This is a genomic window from Pigmentiphaga litoralis (assembly GCF_014651835.1).
Lineage (GTDB): Bacteria > Pseudomonadota > Gammaproteobacteria > Burkholderiales > Burkholderiaceae_B > Pigmentiphaga > Pigmentiphaga litoralis.
Genome location: NZ_BMXQ01000001.1, coordinates 3,562,887 through 3,581,278 on the forward strand (window position 1 = coordinate 3,562,887; position 18,392 = coordinate 3,581,278).

Sequence of the window (18,392 nt, forward strand, 5' to 3'; positions counted from 1 at the left end):
ACGTCCATTGCGGACGTCGAATGAGGATTGTATGAGCGAAACTCCGATCTGCCAAGCCTGGTTGCAGAGGTCCCCGGGCACATTTCGAATGTACAGCCATGGACTCAAGCAAACTTCGGCGACAGCATGAACGTGCAACGCGTCCAGGTGCGCGTCTTGCTGAGCGGAGGAACCACCATTTTTTGCAAAGGAAGACGAATGAAAATATTGTTGTGGATTATCGGGATCATCTTCGTTGTGGGTCTGTTGACCATCACCGGTGTATTCAGCCTGCTCTTCTGATCTTTCATCGAGTCGTAGTGCACGCCAGCATCATGAATGATCGCCCCATGGCGCGCGTTCGATCGGAACCGGAAGTGCATGAATCACGCGTTCATTTGTGCCCCGGCGCTTCAGGAGACGCCGGGCATTCTTTGAATCGATTACTTGCTCTCCATCCTTTTTCAGGATCGACCCCTTCGCACGCGCCGCCGCGTCGCGTGACCCGCTGCATTGGTTTCGTCGCCCGGCGGTGTTCGATCGTCGCTCGATCCGACACGTCACTTGCCTGATTCCGCGCGCATCGCCTCGGCCGCCGGCCTGGCGGTTTCCGCGGCAATGCCCTTGCGTTCGCTGTAGCGGTCGGTCAGGTAATCGCTGCGGTCACGAATCAGCAGAGTGAACTTGACCAGTTCTTCCATGACGTCGACCACGCGGTCGTAATACGCGGACGGCTTCATGCGGCCGTCGGCATCGAATTCCTGAAACGCCTTCGCGACTGACGACTGATTCGGGATCGTGACCATCCGCATCCAGCGCCCAAGCACGCGCAGCGCGTTGACGGCATTGAAGGATTGCGAGCCGCCAGACACCTGCATGACGGCCAGGGTGCGGCCCTGCGTCGGACGCACGCTGCCCGTCTCCAGCGGCAGCCAGTCGATCTGGCTCTTGAAGATGCCTGTCAGGGTGCCGTGCCGTTCCGGGCTGCACCACACCTGGCCTTCCGACCACAAGGACAAGGCGCGCAGTTCGGCCACCTTGGGATGCTCCCCGGGCACGCTATCCGGTTGCGGCAGGCCGGCAGGGTTGTAGATACGCACCTCGGCGCCAAGCCGGATCAGGATCCGCGCGGCTTCTTCCACCAGCAGGCGGCTGAAAGAGCGCTCTCGCAATGAGCCATAGAGCAGCAGGATACGCGGCGCATGGCGCGACCCACGCTCCAGCTCCAGGTCTTCCAACGTCGGGACGGCAAGAAACGCTTCGTCCAGCGCGGGCAATGTCAGATCAGAATCAATGTCGGTCATGGTGAGGGATCAGCCTATACGATTGCCCTGTGCATCGATCACAGGCTGCCCGTCTTCTTTCGTGAAGGCACCGTTCTGCGCCTGCGGAAGGATGTCGAGCACCTTTTCAGAAGGGCGGCACAGGCACACGCCTTCGGACGTGACGACGAACGGGCGATTGATCAGGATGGGGTGGGCCAGCATGGCATCGAGCAGCATGTCATCGGTCAGGGTCGGATCGCCCAGGCCAAGCTCGTGATACGGCGTGCCTTTCTCGCGCAGCGCGTCCCGCACACCCAGGCCGGCGCGCTGTATCAGCGACACCAGTGTGGCCCGATCAGGCGGCGTTGTCAGATACTCGATCACTTGCGGTTCGGTACCGGCGTTGCGGATCAGCGCCAACGTATTGCGCGACGTTTCGCAGTTGGGGTTGTGATAGATCGTGGTGGATGTCATGTCGAGCTTGCCTCTTTGCACAATAATTCGAATATACTGGAAATATGGAAATGAAAACAGCAGCCCGGGCATTGACTGCCATCGGCAACGAGTCCCGCCTTCTTGTCTATCGCATGCTCATCGAGGCAGGCCCGGCGGGCTTGCCCGCTGGCAAGCTGGCAGAACTCGCGGGCATGCCCCCTTCGTCACTCTCATTCCACCTGAAAGAGCTGGTGCACGCGGATCTGCTCGAGGCGCGCCACGAAGGCCGCTTTGTGATTTATGCCGCCAAGTACCAGACCATGACAGACCTGATCGGCTTTTTGACCGACAACTGCTGCGGCGGCAACCCCTGCATGCCTGTGGCTGCCCCATGTTGTGACAGTGAAAGTACGTCGCAGGATTGACCTGTTCTGTTTACCTCTACGCTTTCAAGGAACTTCCATGACTGACAAGGTTTACAACGTCCTCTTCCTTTGCACGGGTAATTCCGCGCGCAGCATCATGGCTGAAGCCCTTGTCAGCACGATGGGAGACGGGCGCTTCAAAGGCTTCAGCGCAGGTAGTCACCCAGGGGGCGAAGTGAACCCTTTTGCCGTCGAAAAAGCCCGGATCGCGGGTTACCCGACCGACGCGCTCCGCAGCAAGAGTTGGGACGAGTTTGCCGCCCCCGACGCTCCCAAGATGGACTTCATCATCACGGTTTGCGACAACGCTGCGGGTGAAGTGTGCCCCGTCTGGCCGGGTCAGCCGATATCGGCACATTGGGGCTTCGAAGATCCGGCTGCGGTCCAAGGCACCGATGCTGAAAAACAGCGCGCGTTCGACAAGGTCTTCAAGCAGATCGCCAATCGCATCAAGATCTTCGTGAACCTGCCCGTCGCCACGCTCGACAAGACAGCAATGCGTCAAGAATTGACCGCCATTGGCGACCGGCCCGTCGACGCCTGACCGTACCTGTTCTGCGCAGGGGCCCTACGGCCCCTTTTTCGTGTTCCTTCCGCTTCGCCTGCCACCCCCATGATCCTTGCCTTTGCCATCTTCGTCGCCACGCTTGTCCTCGTCATCTGGCAGCCCAAGGGGCTGGGCATCGGTTGGAGCGCACTGGGTGGGGCCATCGTCGCGCTGCTGTGCGGCGTGATCCAGCTGTCCGATATTCCTGTCGTCTGGGACATCGTCTGGAACGCCACCGCAACGTTCATTGCAGTGATCCTGATCAGCCTGCTGCTGGACGAAGCCGGCTTTTTCGAATGGGCGGCCCTGCACGTTGCACGGTGGGGCAAGGGCCGTGGCACGGCATTGTTTGCACTGATCGTGCTGCTTGGCGCCGCAGTCAGCGCGCTGTTTGCCAATGATGGCGCGGCGCTCATCCTGACACCGATCGTGATCGCCATGCTGTCAGCGCTCGGGTTCTCGGCAGCCGCAACGCTGGCCTTTGTGATGGCCGCCGGCTTCATTGCCGACACCGCCAGCCTGCCTCTGGTCGTGTCCAACCTGGTCAACATCGTGTCGGCGGATTTTTTTGGCATCGGATTCAACCGTTATGCATCGGTCATGGCGCCGGTCAACGTCGTCTCCGTTCTGGCAACACTGGTTGTGCTGCTCATCTACTTCCGATCGTCGATCCCGGCACGGTACGACGTCACGCAGCTCGCGGTCCCGTCCAAGGCGATTCGCGACAGTGCAACCTTTCGCGCCGGCTGGGGGGTGCTGGGTCTGCTGCTGGTCGGCTTTTTCGGCCTGGAGCCATTGGGTGTGCCCGTCAGTGCGGTCGCCGCGGTGGGCGCGGCCATCCTTCTTGCCGTTGCGGCGCGCGGCCACGTGATCGATACACGCAAGGTGCTGCGCGGTGCGCCATGGCAGATCGTGATCTTTTCGCTAGGCATGTACCTGGTCGTCTACGGGCTGCGCAATGCAGGTCTGACCGATGGGCTGGCGCAGGTGTTGTCCTGGCTTGCCGGCCAGGGGTTGTGGATCGCAACCATCGGGACCGGCGTCATCGCCGCAGTGCTGTCCTCGATCATGAACAACATGCCGACGGTCTTGATCGGCGCATTGTCCATCGACGCCAGCCAGGCCGGTGGCGTCGTCAAGGAAGCGATGGTGTACGCGAACGTGATCGGCAGCGACCTGGGCCCCAAGATCACGCCGATCGGCAGCCTGGCGACGCTGCTGTGGTTGCACGTGCTGGCGCGCAAGCAGATCCGCATCAGCTGGGGGTACTACTTCAAGGTCGGGGTCGTGCTGACCGTGCCGGTGTTGCTGGTGACGCTGGCGGCGTTGGCGGCGCGGCTGTCGCTGTGATGAGCAAAGGGTCACGCGAGCGCCGCGGGCCGATTCCCGCACGAATCGGATAAGCCCCGCCCTTCCCCGCCTGATTCGGATAGCTCTTGAGGCGCATTCCCCCAGAATCGATCCATCCCTGCGCGCACGCGCAGCCACTGGTCGACCCCCTGGAGATTTCCATGCGCCTGCGTTCCGCTGCACGCTGTCTTGCTCTTGCCTGTCTCGCCCTGTCGCCTTTGCATGCCGCCGTGGCCCAGACCATCAAGGTCGGCATGGCCATGGATATCTCCGGTCCGTTCAGTGCGAACGGCACGGATTCGCGGACCGGGTACGCGTTGGCCATGAAGCAGTTGAATGGCAAGCTGGGGGGCTTTCCGGTCGAGTACATCCAGACCGATACGGCCGGCAATCCCGATAACGCGCGGCAGCAGGTCGAACGCATGCTGCAGCGGGACGATATCGATCTGTTCACCGGGCCGGTGGCGTCCAACGTCGCCCTGGCGGTAGGGCCATTGCTGTTTGGCAAGAAGGTGCCTTACCTGTCGCACAACACGGGGCCAAGTGCGCTGTCGGGCAAGGGGTGCAACGCCTACTTTTTCGGGACGGCTTACCAGAACGATGCGTACCACGAGGCGGCGGGCCGGTTTGCGACGCAGAAAGAATTCAAGAAGGTCGTGCTGATCGCGCCCAACTACCCGGGCGGCAAGGATGCGGTGAACGGCTTCAAGCATTTCTACGAGAAGGGCGCGACCAACGAAATCTATACCAAGGTGGGGCAGATCGATTACGCGGCCGAGCTGGCTCAGCTGCGATCGGACAAGCCAGACGCGGTGTATTTTTTCCTGCCGGGCGCGATGGGGATCGGCTTCATCAAGCAGTTCGTGGCAGCGGGACTCGACAAATCGATCACGCTCATTTCCACCGGCTTTTCGGCGGACGAGGATATCGTTCAGGCAGTGGGCAAGCCCATGCTGGGCATCTACAACACGTCGCACTGGGCGCATGATCTGGACGTGCCCGCGAACAAGGCGTTCGTGGCGGCTTACCGCAAGGAGTATGGCCGTTACCCGTCGGGCTACGCGGCGCAGGCCTACGACGTGATCATGGCGATGAATGCGGCGGTCAAGCAGATCGGCGGCAAGGTGGATGATCGCGAAGCCTTGCTGGCGGCGCTGCGCAAGGCGGATTTCGAGTCGGTGCGGGGCAAGTTCGTTTACGGAAACAACCAGTTCCCGATCGAGAATTTCTACCTGCGCGTCGTGGATACGGATGCCAATGGCCAGGTCACCAACAAGCTGGTCAGCACCATCCTGAAAAACTATCAGGATTCGTATGCGGATCAGTGCCCGCTCAAAGCGAGCTGAAGCAGCAAAGGCTAGCGCCGCAGCGTTTCGTGCGGCCGCTCGCCAAAGCGCGCCTTGTACATCAGTGAAAACCGGCCCAGGTGATTGAAGCCCCAGTGGTAGGCGATGTCGGTGACCGACTCGCCTGCACCGGCCACCAGATCCTTGTGGGCGCCTTCCAGACGCAGGTCCCGCAGCGCGGACATGGGGCTGGTCTGGCGAAAGCGCTGGAAGCTCTGGCACAGGGTGCGCACCTTGACGCCTGCATGTTCGGCGATGTCCGATAGCGAGATCGGGTCGGACACGTGCTCGACCATGTAGTCTTCGGCACGTTTGACGCAGCGCGGCGCCACGCCGCGCGCATCCGCTGCGTGATCCGCGTGGTGCGAATAGTTGTGCGGCTGGTGGGTGAGCAGATGCGCCACCACCATTTCTTCCATGTGCGCGTGCGCCAGCGGGCTGAGCCGCTGCGTGTCACCCAGCGCCAGCGTGTTCAGCAGATACTCCATGAGATGCCGCCAGTTCTGGCCGGCAGGCGTGCGCAGGTCCATGTCGAACTGGAATTCGATGGGGTCGCGCACCGTCGCGCCCATATAGGTCGTACAGGCCTGTTCGAGCTTGCGGCGCGGGATCTTGAGCAGCAGCTGGCGGCAGTCGCGTTCCCATCGGATCCTGAACGGTGCAGTGGGGGCGATGACGCCGGCGATATCGCGCGAGACGATGGTCTCGCCTTGTGAGTGAAAGACGCGGCCGAAGCCGGACTGCGGCATCTGGACCAGCAGGAATTCGTCGAGGCTGCCGGGGTCGATGGTGACCGTGGCGCCGTACTCCAGCTGATGCAAGCCCAGCGATCCGATCGCTGCATGATGCATGACGGCGCTGAAGCCGCCGCTGCACAGGTCCAGCCGGTGATCGGTGAGCTGGCCCGCCACATAGCGGTGCATTTCCTGGGCGTCTTTGGAGCGGAACGCCGCACTGTGGTTGAGCGTTCCGAGATCCATGTGCGGAGCATTGAAGCTGGCCACGGTGGGCTCCCTGGGAAGAGTGGGCAGTAATGCCTGGGGTACGGGGGTGCGTTGCAGCTATCCCCGCGGAGCAAGCACGTTGCGTGCCATTGCCGAGCGCCGATATCCGCCATTAGCGGACAAGCGCTGCCATTCTCGGAGAGCCGGGGCATGGGGCGATACCTAGAATCAACCCTAAGCATTGACCCATGCGTCTTACTCATTCGTGCTGCACCAGCACCGCCACACAGGAGTTGCCATGACTGGCCGTTACATCGATCTATCGGATGCCTCGGGCGCGACCTTCCGCGCTTACCTTGCCGTCCCGGCGTCGGGCAGCGGACCGGGCGTCGTGCTGTGCCAGGAAATTTTCGGGATCAACGAAAGCATGCGTGAGGTGGCCGACTACTACGCCGAGGAAGGCTACGTGGTGCTGGCGCCGGACCTGTTCTGGCGGATCGAGCCGGGCATTGAACTGGGCTACGACGAGGCCAGCTGGCAGCGTGCGTTCGAGTTGTACAAGGCGTTCGACGTGGACCTGGGCATGAAGGACATCGCGACCACCGTGGCCGCCTTGCGCGACCTGCCCGAGTGCACGGGCAAGGTAGGCGCACTGGGCTTCTGCCTGGGCGGCACGCTGTCTTACCTGGCGGCAACGCGATGCGGGGTGGACGCAGCCATCTCGTACTACGGTGTGGGCATCGATGCCTATCTGGCCGAAGCCGACGACATCGCCTGCCCGACCGTGCTGCATGTGGCCGGGAAAGACGCCTTTTGTCCGCCTGACGCGCAGGAACGCATCCGCGCGGCTTTTGCCGATTCGGACCTGGTGCGCGTGTATGACTACGCCGACGTGGACCATGCGTTTGCCCGCAACGGCGGCGACCACTACGACAAGGCGTCGGCCCTGATGGCGCACCAGCGATCGATCGAGCTGCTGCGCGAAGCGATCGGCCCGCGCTACAACCTGTCTGCTTTGTGGGATAAACATACCGAATACGAATTTGCGATCCGCGATGCCGACAAGACGATGGCAACGATGGTGGCCGAGCCCTATGTGAATCACATTCCGACCATGACGGGCGGCGTGGGGCACGAGCAACTGCATTACTTCTACCAGCACCACTTCATTCCGCGCACGCCGAAGGACACGCGGCTGATCCCGATTTCGCGCACCATCGGCCTGACGCAGATCGTGGACGAGATGGTGTTCTGCTTCACGCACGACACGGAAGTGGACTGGATGCTGCCGGGCGTTGCGCCCACGGGCAAGACGGTCGAGATCCCGTTGGTTGCGATCGTCAAGTTTCGCGGCGACAAGCTGTACCACGAGCACATCTACTGGGACCAGGCATCGGTGCTGGCGCAGGTGGGCCTGATCGATCCGGCCGGGCTGCCCGTGGCTGGCGCGGAAACGGCGCGCAAGCTGCTGGATGAAACGCAGCCGTCCAACACGCTGATGACGGCGTGGGGCAAGCGGGAGGCACAGGCATGACGCAAGCAACTTCACGGCTTCAGGACGCCGAGCTGGACGCCCTGGTCCGGCCCGACAAGGTGCATCGCAAGGTGTACGTCGACCCCGACATTTTTGCGCTGGAGATGGAACGCATCTACGGCCACATCTGGATCTATATCGGCCACGACAGCCAGGTGCCCTATACCGGCGATTACGTGGCCAGCCAGATCGCAGGCCACCAGGTGGTGATGGTGCGCGGCGCGGACGACAGCGTGAACGTGGTCTACAACCGCTGTCCGCACAAGGGCGCGATGCTGGTGCCGGAAGGCACGGGCAATACCCGCAAGCTGTTCCGTTGCCCCTACCACGGGTGGACCTTCCACCTGGACGGCACCATGATGACGGCCCCGCTGAAGAACGGATACGAAGGCACCTGCTTTGATCCGGCCAATCCGGAATTCCACATGACCCGGCTGGCGCGTGTGGAGCGCTATCGCGGCTTCGTGTTTGCGAGCATGGCTGCCGAAGGCCCGACGCTGAAGGAGTTCCTGGGGGGTGCGATCACGTCGATCGACAACCTGTGCGACCGTTCGCCGGTAGGCGAAGTGGAAGTGGCGGGTGGCGTGTTTCGGGTGATGCAGCAGTCGAACTGGAAGGTGTTCTACGAAAACCTGCACGACACCATGCACCCGATGGTGACGCACGAGTCGTCGGTCGTGGCAGCACGCCAGCAGTACCGCGCGCTGCCCGAAGGATCGCCCATGCCGCTGGAACTGCTGGTGATGGACGGCAATGGCGAACCGTATCCGTTCTGGGAAAGCCTGGAGCTGCGTGGGTTCGACAATGGCCACGGCTACATGGAAGCCATCTTCAACCCGAACGCGGGCAATGATCCGGCCATGCAGGAGTACAAGGCCGCGATGCACGCCGCCTATGGCGAGGCGCGCACGGCCGAGATCCTGGGCATGAACCGCCACAACACCGTGATCTACGGCAGCGGATCGCCCCATACCGTATTCCAGCAGTTTCGCGTGATCCGCCCGGTGGCGGTCGACCGCACCCTGATAGAGATCTACACATTCCGCTTGAAGGGGGCGCCGCCCGCCGTGTTCGAACGGGCGCTGCTGTACGCGAACGTGATCAACTCGCCTTCGTCGAACGTGATGCCTGACGACATCGAGGTCTACAACCGCGTGCAGCTGGGCAACCAGAACAAGGTGGGTGGGGAGTGGGTCAGCATGCACCGCTATCACGGCACTGATCGCAAGCTGGACGATGGTTCGGTGTCGATCAATGGCACCAGTGAATTGCCGATGCGCAACCAGTTCGCTGCTTGGCGGCGCTACATGCTTGCCGGAGACGCCGCATGAAATTTCCTCTAGCTTCCTTTGATTCGCTGACGGCCACCGACCTGTCGCGCGACGACGTGACGGCGATCGAGCAGTATCTGTATCGCGAGGCCCGCCTGCTGGATGAAGACCGGTGGGACGAATGGCTGGCGCTGTTCTCGGACGACGGCATGTACTGGGCGCCACTGGCTGCGGGCCAGGCCGATCCCTTGGGCCACGTGTCCTTGTTCTGGGAAAACGCCTTGCTGCGCGAAGTGCGCGTCAAGCGCATCACCAATCCACGCAACTGGTCGCAGCAGCCGCGGTCGCGGTGCGCGCGCGTGGTGGGCAACGTGATAGTGGACGGGCGTGATCCCGACACCGGCGACCTGGTGGTGAGTTCGCGTTTCCATTTTGCAGAGTGGCGCAAGGGCGAACACCGGTCACTGGCCGGATCATGCCGCCACCATCTGATTCCAGACGGCGCGAGCTACCGCATTCGCCTGAAGCGCGTCGACCTGATCAACAGCGAGTCGGTGCACGACATTCTGCAGGTGTTCATCTGATGTCTTCGGTGACGAGTGCGCCCGGGGCCGCGCCCGGCATTGCTCGCGGGACTGCGCCCCGCCCCACGCCAACACCCCGCACGGTCGTGCTGGCCGTGCACTACCAGAACGACGTGCTGCATCGTGACGGCAAAGTGCGGGTAGGCTTGAGCGCGGACATGGACGAGGAACGGGCAGGTGTCGTCAAGCGTGCCGGCATGCTGCTGACCGAGGCCCGCGCGTGCGGCATTGCCGTCGTGTCCGCACGGGCCGCCTATCGCGAAGACGGAGCGGATGTGATCCAGAACTGCGCCATCTTTCGCAATGTCGTCACCAGCGGCGTGCTGCGTGAGGGTACGTGGGGCTGCGCGTTTCATGATGGGCTGGGCCCGGTCGACGGCGAGTTCATCGTGAAGCACACGCGGGTCAATGCCTTTTATGGATCGCCGCTGGAAGAGGTGCTGCGGCTGCTGGGCGCGACGCGCCTGATCATCGCGGGGATATCCACCCATTCGGCCGTGGAGCATGCCGCGCGCCACGCGGCGGACATCGGCTTTGACGTGATCGTGGCCGAAGACGCGTGCTGTTCGGCCGCCCGCGCCACGCATGAGGCGTCGCTGGCCAGCATGTCCCTGATCGCCACCATCCTGACCACGGCACAGGCCGTGGCCGTGCTTGCCGAGGAGTCTGCCCATGCCCGCCATTGAATCCCTGCACGACAAGGTCGCAATCGTGACCGGGTCCACCAGCGGCATTGGCGCCGACATTGCACGCGCCTTGCGCGAGGCGGGCTGCCGGGTCGTGCTGGCCGGAATCGATGACGAGGCGGGCCGTGCGATGGCCGCATCGTTCGATGATGGTGTCATCTATCAGCACACTGACGTTACGGTGGATGCCGACATCGACGCCTGCCTGGCGGCGACGCACGCGGCGTTTGGCCGGCTGGATGTGCTGGTGAACAATGCCTGCATCTATGCCGACAAAGGCATCGCGTCGACACGTGAAGAATGGTTGAACACGCTCAATGTGAACCTGGTGAGCGGCGCGGTGTTCGTGCAGAAGGCCGTCCCGTTCATGACGCAGCCGGGTGGCGTCGTCATCAATCTGGGCAGCACGGGCGGCAAGTTCGGCGCCGCGCAACGCGCGCTGTACCCCGCCAGCAAGGCCGGCATTCTGCAGCTGACGCGTAACGAGGCGGTGACCCTGGCGCCGCAGGGCATACGGGTGCTGTCCGTGTCGCCGGGCTGGACCTGGTCGCCGACCTTGGCGTCATTGGCCGGCACGATGGCGCATGCCGATGCAGTGGCAGCGCCGTTTCATCCGGTGGGCCGTGCGGGCCGGGGGGACGATGTGGGACAGGTGGTCGCGTTCCTGTGCAGCGACGGCGCGCGGTTCATGACGGGTGTGGATGTGCCGGTTGATGGCGGCTTTTCGTCGCTGGGGCCGGATCAGGGACTGTCACCCAGGCACTGGTTTGCGTTGGCGGCCAAGGCAGGGACTGACGGGGGATAGCGCGGCAGTCATTTCCCCACCGCCGCTACGCCTGCCCGCCCAAGCCGCTGCGTCATCGCCACCCCCACGATGCACGCCAGCATCCCGATGACCAGCGTCGCCGTCAGCGGTTCATGCAGGAACAGCACGCCCGACGCCACCGCGAACACTGTCTGCAGCAAGGCATAGGGCGCGACCCGCGCAATCGAACACTGGGCGATCAGCCAGAACCAGATGCCGAAGCCGGCGATGCCGCCCAGCGCGATCGTGTAGAGCAAGGCCAGCCAGCCGGGCGCGGTTGCCGTGTGCAGGGACGCCAGCTGGCCGCCTTCGAACAGCACGGACATCAGCAGCACCTGCGGCACGGTCAGCACCGACATCCACGCCAGCAGCTTCATGGGCTCGAACGGTCCGGACCGTTTCACCAGGATGCTGCCGATCGCCAGAGACAGCGCCGATCCGGTGATCAGCAGCACCGGCAGAAGGGCGACCGGTCCTGGCCCCGCAGCGGTCAGCATCACGCCCACGAAGGCGATCATGATTCCGGCAATGACCCGCAAGGACAGCCGCTCGCCCAGCATGGGCCAGGCCAGCAGTACGGCAAATGGCGTGGTCAATTGCATGGCGACGCCGGCCACACTGGCCGCGCCATGCGCCAGGCCAATGAACGCGAACGAAAAGTTCAGGCCGCCCATGAACAGCGATATCAGCAGCACCGGTTTCAGTTCCTGGCGGCGCGGCAGGCCGACGAAAGGCAGCAACACCGCTGCGATCACCGTAAACCGCAGCGCGAGCAGGAACAGGGGCGGGAAGTCGGCGACCGCGATCTTGATCACCACGAACTGGCATCCCCACAGCAGGGGCACGAGGATGGCGCAAATGACCTGCAGGAGGGACATGGAACATCCTCATTCAAGACTGAAAGGTCCAAAAATGAACGTGCAAAGAGGCAAGGCGTGTGGCACCACACAGGCTGCACGATGCTCGCTCGACTATCAAAAACTTATTTGATCAACCGTCCGAGCAACGCGTCGACGCTCGCCTGCCAGACCTTGCCATCCACACCTGTCTTGGCAATCACCCGCAACCCTTCCACCATCGCCAGCACGGCACGTGCGGCGTCTTGTGGCGCCAGGCCATCGGCCAGGGTGCCCTGTGCACGGGCCCGTTCGAAGGAGTGGGCCAGCCGCCCTTCCACCGCCTGGAAAAACCCGCGAACGCGCTTTTCGACATCGGCGTCCTTGCCCGCCAGTTCCATGGCGGTGGCCACCACCAGGCAGCCCTTGCGCCCCTTCGCGCCACTGTTCCGCTGCACATAGCCGGACAGGAACATCCGCAGTCCGTCCAAGGGATCGCACTGCGCATCCATTTCCTGGTCGATCCGCGCCATGGCCTCGGCAATGTAGCGATCCAGCGCAAGCAAAAAGAGTCCATGCTTGTCGCCGAATGCCGCATACAGGCTGCTGCGCGACAGCCCGGTCGCCTTTAACAGGTCGGGCAGCGACGTGCCCTGGTAGCCGTTGGACCAGAAGATGTCCATGGCGCCCTGCACTACCTGCTCGGGGTCGAATTCGCGGGGGCGGCCTTTCGGCAGGCGGGGGGATGGCGTGATCATGCTGGAATTCTGGATTGATCGTTCCCGAAATGCAAGCGTGACCTTCCGCCAACGGGTAAACCGGTATTCCCCCGCCGGCTCGGGCGGCAGAAACTAGCAGGCTGAACATCGTGCGGGGAGACCACCGTGGCGAGTTATGTTGCGCTTCATCAGCAATCCATCAACGATCCGGAAGGCTTCTGGGGCGACCGGGCCACCCGCATCGACTGGCATACGCCGCCCGGCCGCATCCTGGATGCCGACCGGCTGCCCTTCACGCAGTGGTTCGTGGGCGGGCGCACCAACCTCTGCCACAACGCCATCGACCGCCACCTGCCCGAGCGGGCCGGCGATACGGCATTGATCTACGTGTCGACCGAAACGGGCATCGAGACCCGCTACACCTTTGCCGAACTGCATGCCGAGGTGAACCGCTTTGCCGCGATCATGCAGTCGCTGGGCGTCACCAAGCGCCATCGTGTGCTGATCTACCTGCCCATGATTCCCGAAGCGGCGTTTGCCATGCTGGCCTGCGCGCGCATCGGCGCGATTCATTCGGTAGTGTTCGGCGGCTTTGCCTCGGTGGCGCTGGCATCGCGCATCGACGACGCGACGCCGACCCTGATCATCTCGGCCGACGCCGGGTCGCGCGCGGGCAAGGTGCTGCCTTACAAGCCGCTGCTGGACGAGGCCATCGCCCTGTGCCGCCAGCCGCCCAAACACGTGCTGCTGATCGACCGCGGCCTGGCCGAGATGGCGCGCACCCCCGGCCGGGATGTGGACTACGCACCGCTGCGCGCGGCACACCTTGACGCGCAGGTGCCCTGCGTCTGGCTCGATTCCAACTTTCCGTCCTACATCCTGTACACGTCGGGCACCACCGGCAAACCCAAAGGCATCGTGCGGGATGTGGGCGGCTATGCGGTGGCACTGGCCACTGCCATGGACCTGATCTTTCAGGGCCGGCCGGGCGACGTCATGTTCACCGCGTCCGACATCGGCTGGGTGGTCGGTCATAGCTTTATCGTATATGGCCCCTTGATCCGGGGCGTGACGACGCTGATGTACGAAGGCACGCCCATCCGCCCCGACGGCGCGATCTGGTGGCGGTTGGTCGAGCAATATGGCGTGACGCAGCTGTTCACGGCGCCCACGGCCATCCGTGTACTGAAGAAACAGGACCCCGAAACACTGCGGCGGCACGACCTGTCCAGCCTGCGCACCTTGTTCCTGGCGGGCGAACCGCTGGACGAACCCACGGCTACCTGGATCGCCGATGCGATTGGCAAGCCCGTGGTCGACAACTACTGGCAGACCGAAAGCGGCTGGCCCATGCTCGCCATTGCGCGCGGCATTGAAGACCTGCCCATCAAGTTCGGATCCCCCGGCCTGCCCGTGGTCGGCTACGACCTGCGGGTGGTGGACGAAGCCACTGGCGAGACCTGCCCGCCCGGCGTGAAAGGCGTGGTGGCCGTGGCGGCGCCCCTGCCACCCGGCTGCATGATCAGCATCTGGCACGACGACGCGCGCTACGTGTCGACCTACTGGTCCGGCTTCGAGGGCAAGATGCTCTATTCCAGCTTCGACTGGGGCGTGCAGGACGAAGACGGCTATGTGTTCATCCTGGGCCGCACCGACGACGTCATCAACGTGGCCGGCCACCGCCTGGGCACGCGCGAGATCGAAGAGAGCCTGTCGAGCCACCCGGCCATTGCCGAAGTCGCCGTCGTTGGCGTGGCCGATACCTTGAAGGGCCAGGTCGCGCTGGCCTTCGCCATCGTCCGGAACACCGACGTGATCGCCACCACCGATGCACGCTTTGCATTGGAAGGCGAATTGATGCGCACGGTGGAACATCAGCTGGGCGCCCTCGCCCGCCCCAGCCGCGTGATCTTCGTGCCGGTGCTGCCCAAGACCCGATCGGGCAAGCTGCTGCGCCGCGCGATCCAGGCCGTGGCCGAGGGCCGCGACCCGGGCGACCTGACGACGATCGAGGACACGACAGCGCTCGATCAATTGAAGGATGCGATGCAGAGGTCGTGATGGCCCGCAACGGGCTGCACGACGTAATGTAGACATTTTCTTCGCTATCAGTCGGCGCCTGTCCCAGGCGTCCGCCGTGACAGCTCCTGCATGCACGCATCGGTGTGCGCGCCCGCCCGACACCGACCGCTCCGCCACCGCCTAAGAATCCCCGCTTTGTCCCCCCGCACGCCCCAGTCCAGTTGGCGGCAATCCCTGCGCCTGCTCGGCTGCCCCCCGCATGCTCATCTTCCCGATCACCCGAAAGTGCATACACCTCGCGTAAAAACTCGTTGACTTGACGCGTAGCGTATCTATACTTATTTGAAAAATGTATTCATTTCTTGTGTTGCCGGGGGAGACAGGCCTCGGATGCCGTTCATCCGCGACGACGATGACGACCGCCTTTTCTTTTGCGGGCTGATGCCCCGACTATCAAGGAGCTGTGAGATGGGACGCGTTTGGAAGCTATGCCTGATTTCGTTGTGGATGTTCTGTTCCGTTGGAGCGCAAGCTGCCGACTTTCCGACGCACGGTCTGCGATTCGTGGTGCCCTTCTCGCCCGGCACGGGCATGGATCGTATTGCACGACTCGTTGGAGAGGACCTGACGGCCAAGTGGGGACAGCCCGTGGTGGTCGAAAACCGTCTGGGCGCTGCGGGGCATATCGGTGCACAGACCGTCGCGCAATCGGCCGCCGATGGCTACACGGTGCTGGTCACCGCCAGCAATATCTCGATTACCGCCACGCTGCTGCGATCGCCAAGTTTCGACGCGATGAACGATCTTGCACCCTTGCTGATCGCCGGGTACGGAGACTCGACGCTGGTCGTGTCTTCCAAAGCCAGATTCAACAGCCTGGCCGACGTGCTTCAGTATGCCCGCGCCAACCCCGGCAAGCTGACGTTCGCCACGCCCGGCACAGGCTCGCCAATGCATATCCAGATGGCCCTGTTCGAACAGGTGGCCGGCGTCAAATTCCTGCACATTCCCTACAAGGGGACGGCGCCTGCCATCACGGACCTGATCGGCGGCCAGGTCGACATGATGTTTGTCGCAACCCATACCGTCATGCCGTATGTGACCGCCGGGCAATTGAAAGCCATCGCCGTGGCTGCCCCGAAGCGCAACCCGCTGACCCCGAACATTCCTTCCTTTGCCGATGAGGGCGTCAACGATATTTCGACCGAGGCCTGGTACGGGTTCATGGTCCCTGCCAAGACACCCCCCGATGTCGCCAGGAAGTTATACGAAGGCATTGCCGCCGCACTCCACAAGCCCGCCATCAAAGGCGACCTGCAGAAGTTCGGGCTGAACGTGAAGCCATCGACGCAGGACGAGATGCGGCAGATCGTCCGTGCCGAATACGAACGCTACGCCGCCGTCATCAAACAGAACAACATCGCCGCGGAGTAACGTGGCACCGACGCCGCGATCATCCCCAGGAGTCAACATTGACACATCAAGAACCCAATGAATTTGCCGGCGCTGCCGTGATCATCGTCGGAGGTCATCTCGGCACCGGGCCGGCCGTCGTTTCTGCTTTCGTGGCGCAAGGTGCGAAGGTGGCGGTCGGCGTGCTGACGCATGGATTGTCCGCGCAGCTTGCAGGCAAGGAACCACTGCCAGGCAGCCACAACGTGGTGGCTGACCTGTCGAGCGACACCGCGATCGCCGCATTCCTGGACGAGTGCGAAGACAGGGTCGGCCCTGCGGCCGTGCTGGTCATGATTGCGCCACCCGTCAAGACCGCGCCAGTCATGGACATTCCGGAGGCCGAGTTCCGGCGAGTGATCGACACCGAACTGGTCGGCCCGATACTGTGCCTTCGCGAAGCCGGCCGCCGCATGGCAGGGCGAAGCTACGGCCGGCTGATTTCGTTTTCATCCATGTCAGGCAAGACCGGCGTGCATCCCCATGTCGCACCGTATGCCGCGGCGAAGGGCGGCCTGATCACCTTTTCGCGCACCCTTGCAGCCGAGCTGGCGCCGACGGGCGTCACCGTCAATGTGATCGCTACCGCATTGTTCGATGTGCAGGTCGCTGCGATGGCGGACACATCCCAAGTGGTCAAGGGCATCCCGGTCGGACGCGTCGGCAAGTCGCGCGAGGCCGCCCATGCTGCCCTCTTCCTGGCGTCCCAGGACGCCGGATACGTCACGGGCGAAACCCTGAACCTGTCTGGTGGCCGCTTCATGGATTGATTCCCGTCCTGCCTGGTGCGTGGCCGTCCCAGCGACCGGTCCGTCCAGGCCACGCGTTACGCCTGCTTCCCTCTGCTTGAGAGTGCTTCATGTCCTTATCCGCTTGCGAAAGCCCACTACACTTCGTGCCGGCGTCCGCCCCCGACGCATCGATGCTCACGCACTGCGCAGACCATCGTTTCCGCGTCCATACGCGTGCCTATACCGACCCCGGCGTCTTTGCCGACGAGATGAAGAAGGTCTTTGGCAGGACCTGGATCTATGTCGGTCACGACAGCGAGGTCCCTGCCGTTGGCGACTTCAAGACCAGCCATGTCGGCATGCAACCTGTCGTCATCACCCGCGGGGCCGACGATGCGATCAACGTATTCGTCAACCGCTGCGTACACCGCGGCGCCGTGGTGTGCCGCGAAGCGCGCGGCAACGCGCAGGAATTTGCGTGCCCCTATCACGGCTGGATCTACGGCACGGACGGCAAGCTGATCGCGGTGTCGGAACGGCGAGAGCCCGGCGGCTATTCGCCGGACTTCGACGCGCCGGAAGGCCTGTTCAGGCTGCCACGCGTCGAGACCTACCGCGGCTTCATCTTTGCAAGCTTCAATCCGGATGTACCCGCGCTGACTGACTTCCTTGGTCACGCCAAAACCGTGATCGATCGCAAGCTGAACCTGTCTCCCACTGGCCGCATCGTTCTGCGTTCGCGCCCGTTCGTCGTCCGCTACCAGGGCAACTGGAAATTCCAGGCGGAGAACATCGTTGACGCTTACCACTTTCTTCATACGCATAAAGGCTTTGTGCAGCTGCAGGCAAAGTTCGGAGATTCGACCGGTGACTTTGGCGTGCACAAGGGTGGGTCGATCAAGGCAATGCGAAAGCTGCGGTTCGCCGGATCCACCTGGAATTGCCAATACGGTCACGGCATTCTGGAGAACCCGGCAGGCGACATGGATGGGTATCTGAACGGCGAGTTTGGCGACTTCTACCAGTCGCTGCAGGCACAGCACGGCGCGGACGAGCTGGCCTGGATTGCCGGCAAAGGCGCGGCCTCCATCTTTCCCAATCTCGGCCTCATCCACCAGCAAATCCGCACCTGGCGGCCGATCGCACCGGACATGACTGAGGTCGCCATCTACCCCTATGAATTGGAAGGCGCACCCGCAGCGTTCAACGAGGGCATGCTGCGCAGCCAGGAACGGTTCTATGGACCGGCCGGCCATGGCGCTGCCGACGATGTCGACATCTTTGCGCGGAATCAGCAAGGGTTGGCAGGCGACGCAGTCGAATGGCTGATCCTTGAACGCGGTCTGGATACCGACGTAGCGGAAGGCCAGGATTTTCGTGGACTCCCGGCCAGCGAAGCGCCCCAACGCGCACTCTGGCGTGAGTGGAACCGTTTGATGTCTGTATGAGGTCAGGTTTATG

General features: G+C 63.1%; 19 protein-coding genes. 14 read left to right on the forward strand and 5 right to left on the reverse strand.

Annotated features, from left to right (window positions below; translation table 11 throughout):
* Positions 1 to 126 precede the first annotated feature (126 nt).
* Positions 127 to 282, forward strand: coding sequence for a small membrane protein YohP (locus IE116_RS16265; protein ID WP_189614767.1), 156 nt, complete (start codon positions 127 to 129; stop codon positions 280 to 282).
* A 257-nt stretch (positions 283 to 539) separates the two neighbouring features.
* Here IE116_RS16265 and arsH read toward each other — a convergent pair whose 3' ends face one another.
* Entirely contained in the window at positions 540 to 1,283 is a 744-nt protein-coding gene (arsH, locus tag IE116_RS16270; RefSeq protein ID WP_189613990.1) for an arsenical resistance protein ArsH, read from the reverse strand.
* A gap of 9 nt (positions 1,284 to 1,292) precedes the next feature.
* Positions 1,293 to 1,718, reverse strand: a complete 426-nt coding sequence (gene arsC, locus IE116_RS16275; protein ID WP_189613991.1) for an arsenate reductase (glutaredoxin) — start codon at positions 1,716 to 1,718, stop codon at positions 1,293 to 1,295.
* A gap of 44 nt (positions 1,719 to 1,762) precedes the next feature.
* On the opposite strand from arsC, the gene IE116_RS16280 reads away from it, so the two are divergent.
* The 4 genes from IE116_RS16280 (at position 1,763) to IE116_RS16295 (ending at position 5,347) form a co-directional block, all read left to right on the forward strand.
* Positions 1,763 to 2,104, forward strand: a complete 342-nt coding sequence (locus tag IE116_RS16280; protein ID WP_189613992.1) for an ArsR/SmtB family transcription factor — start codon at positions 1,763 to 1,765, stop codon at positions 2,102 to 2,104.
* A 37-nt stretch (positions 2,105 to 2,141) separates the two neighbouring features.
* Positions 2,142 to 2,648: an arsenate reductase ArsC gene (locus tag IE116_RS16285; protein WP_189613993.1), complete on the forward strand. Its 507-nt coding sequence runs from the start codon at positions 2,142 to 2,144 to the stop codon at positions 2,646 to 2,648.
* Positions 2,649 to 2,717: 69 nt separating this feature from the next.
* Positions 2,718 to 4,001 (forward strand): arsenic transporter, encoded by a 1,284-nt coding sequence (locus tag IE116_RS16290; RefSeq protein ID WP_189613994.1) that lies wholly within the window; start codon positions 2,718 to 2,720, stop codon positions 3,999 to 4,001.
* Positions 4,002 to 4,162: 161 nt separating this feature from the next.
* Positions 4,163 to 5,347 (forward strand): ABC transporter substrate-binding protein, encoded by a 1,185-nt coding sequence (locus tag IE116_RS16295; protein ID WP_189613995.1) that lies wholly within the window; start codon positions 4,163 to 4,165, stop codon positions 5,345 to 5,347.
* Positions 5,348 to 5,358: 11 nt separating this feature from the next.
* Here the strand turns inward: IE116_RS16295 and IE116_RS16300 are convergent, their stop codons facing one another.
* Positions 5,359 to 6,327 (reverse strand): AraC family transcriptional regulator, encoded by a 969-nt coding sequence (locus tag IE116_RS16300; RefSeq protein ID WP_189613996.1) that lies wholly within the window; start codon positions 6,325 to 6,327, stop codon positions 5,359 to 5,361.
* Between the two features lie 262 nt (positions 6,328 to 6,589).
* Between IE116_RS16300 and IE116_RS16305 the strand changes: the two genes are divergently transcribed.
* From IE116_RS16305 to IE116_RS16325, 5 genes are read left to right on the forward strand one after another with little or no spacing between them, the layout of a single operon-like run.
* On the forward strand, positions 6,590 to 7,825 hold the full coding sequence (locus tag IE116_RS16305; RefSeq protein ID WP_189613997.1) for a dienelactone hydrolase family protein: 1,236 nt from the start codon (positions 6,590 to 6,592) through the stop codon (positions 7,823 to 7,825).
* The gene (locus tag IE116_RS16310; RefSeq protein ID WP_189613998.1) at positions 7,822 to 9,156 is read left to right on the forward strand and encodes an aromatic ring-hydroxylating dioxygenase subunit alpha; all 1,335 of its coding nucleotides are present in this window, start codon (positions 7,822 to 7,824) and stop codon (positions 9,154 to 9,156) included. The genes IE116_RS16305 and IE116_RS16310 overlap by 4 nt, the downstream gene beginning before the upstream one ends.
* Positions 9,153 to 9,680 (forward strand): aromatic-ring-hydroxylating dioxygenase subunit beta, encoded by a 528-nt coding sequence (locus IE116_RS16315; protein WP_189613999.1) that lies wholly within the window; start codon positions 9,153 to 9,155, stop codon positions 9,678 to 9,680. The genes IE116_RS16310 and IE116_RS16315 overlap by 4 nt, the downstream gene beginning before the upstream one ends.
* Positions 9,680 to 10,366: a cysteine hydrolase family protein gene (locus tag IE116_RS16320; RefSeq protein WP_189614000.1), complete on the forward strand. Its 687-nt coding sequence runs from the start codon at positions 9,680 to 9,682 to the stop codon at positions 10,364 to 10,366. The genes IE116_RS16315 and IE116_RS16320 overlap by 1 nt, the downstream gene beginning before the upstream one ends.
* Positions 10,353 to 11,171, forward strand: a complete 819-nt coding sequence (locus tag IE116_RS16325; protein WP_189614001.1) for an SDR family oxidoreductase — start codon at positions 10,353 to 10,355, stop codon at positions 11,169 to 11,171. Before IE116_RS16320 ends, IE116_RS16325 begins: the two co-directional genes overlap by 14 nt.
* Before the next feature lie 8 nt (positions 11,172 to 11,179).
* Here IE116_RS16325 and IE116_RS16330 read toward each other — a convergent pair whose 3' ends face one another.
* Together IE116_RS16330 and IE116_RS16335 are read right to left on the reverse strand one after the other, a co-directional pair.
* Positions 11,180 to 12,049, reverse strand: coding sequence for a DMT family transporter (locus IE116_RS16330; RefSeq protein WP_189614002.1), 870 nt, complete (start codon positions 12,047 to 12,049; stop codon positions 11,180 to 11,182).
* Positions 12,050 to 12,153: 104 nt separating this feature from the next.
* Complete coding sequence (locus IE116_RS16335) at positions 12,154 to 12,765, reverse strand: TetR/AcrR family transcriptional regulator (protein WP_189614003.1); 612 nt, start codon at positions 12,763 to 12,765, stop codon at positions 12,154 to 12,156.
* A 126-nt stretch (positions 12,766 to 12,891) separates the two neighbouring features.
* Here IE116_RS16335 and prpE point away from each other — a divergent pair, with 126 nt between their 5' ends.
* From prpE to IE116_RS16355, 4 genes are all read left to right on the forward strand, one after another.
* A complete protein-coding gene (prpE, locus tag IE116_RS16340; RefSeq protein ID WP_189614004.1) occupies positions 12,892 to 14,787 on the forward strand; it encodes a propionate--CoA ligase in 1,896 nt (631 codons plus the stop codon).
* Positions 14,788 to 15,216: 429 nt separating this feature from the next.
* Positions 15,217 to 16,182 carry a Bug family tripartite tricarboxylate transporter substrate binding protein gene (locus IE116_RS16345; RefSeq protein ID WP_189614005.1) on the forward strand — a complete coding sequence of 322 codons (966 nt, stop codon included), beginning with the start codon at positions 15,217 to 15,219 and terminating at the stop codon, positions 16,180 to 16,182.
* A 38-nt stretch (positions 16,183 to 16,220) separates the two neighbouring features.
* Positions 16,221 to 16,970, forward strand: a complete 750-nt coding sequence (locus IE116_RS16350) for an SDR family NAD(P)-dependent oxidoreductase (RefSeq protein WP_189614006.1) — start codon at positions 16,221 to 16,223, stop codon at positions 16,968 to 16,970.
* A gap of 89 nt (positions 16,971 to 17,059) precedes the next feature.
* Complete coding sequence (locus tag IE116_RS16355; protein WP_189614007.1) at positions 17,060 to 18,379, forward strand: aromatic ring-hydroxylating oxygenase subunit alpha; 1,320 nt, start codon at positions 17,060 to 17,062, stop codon at positions 18,377 to 18,379.
* The last annotated feature ends 13 nt before the right edge of the window (positions 18,380 to 18,392 follow it).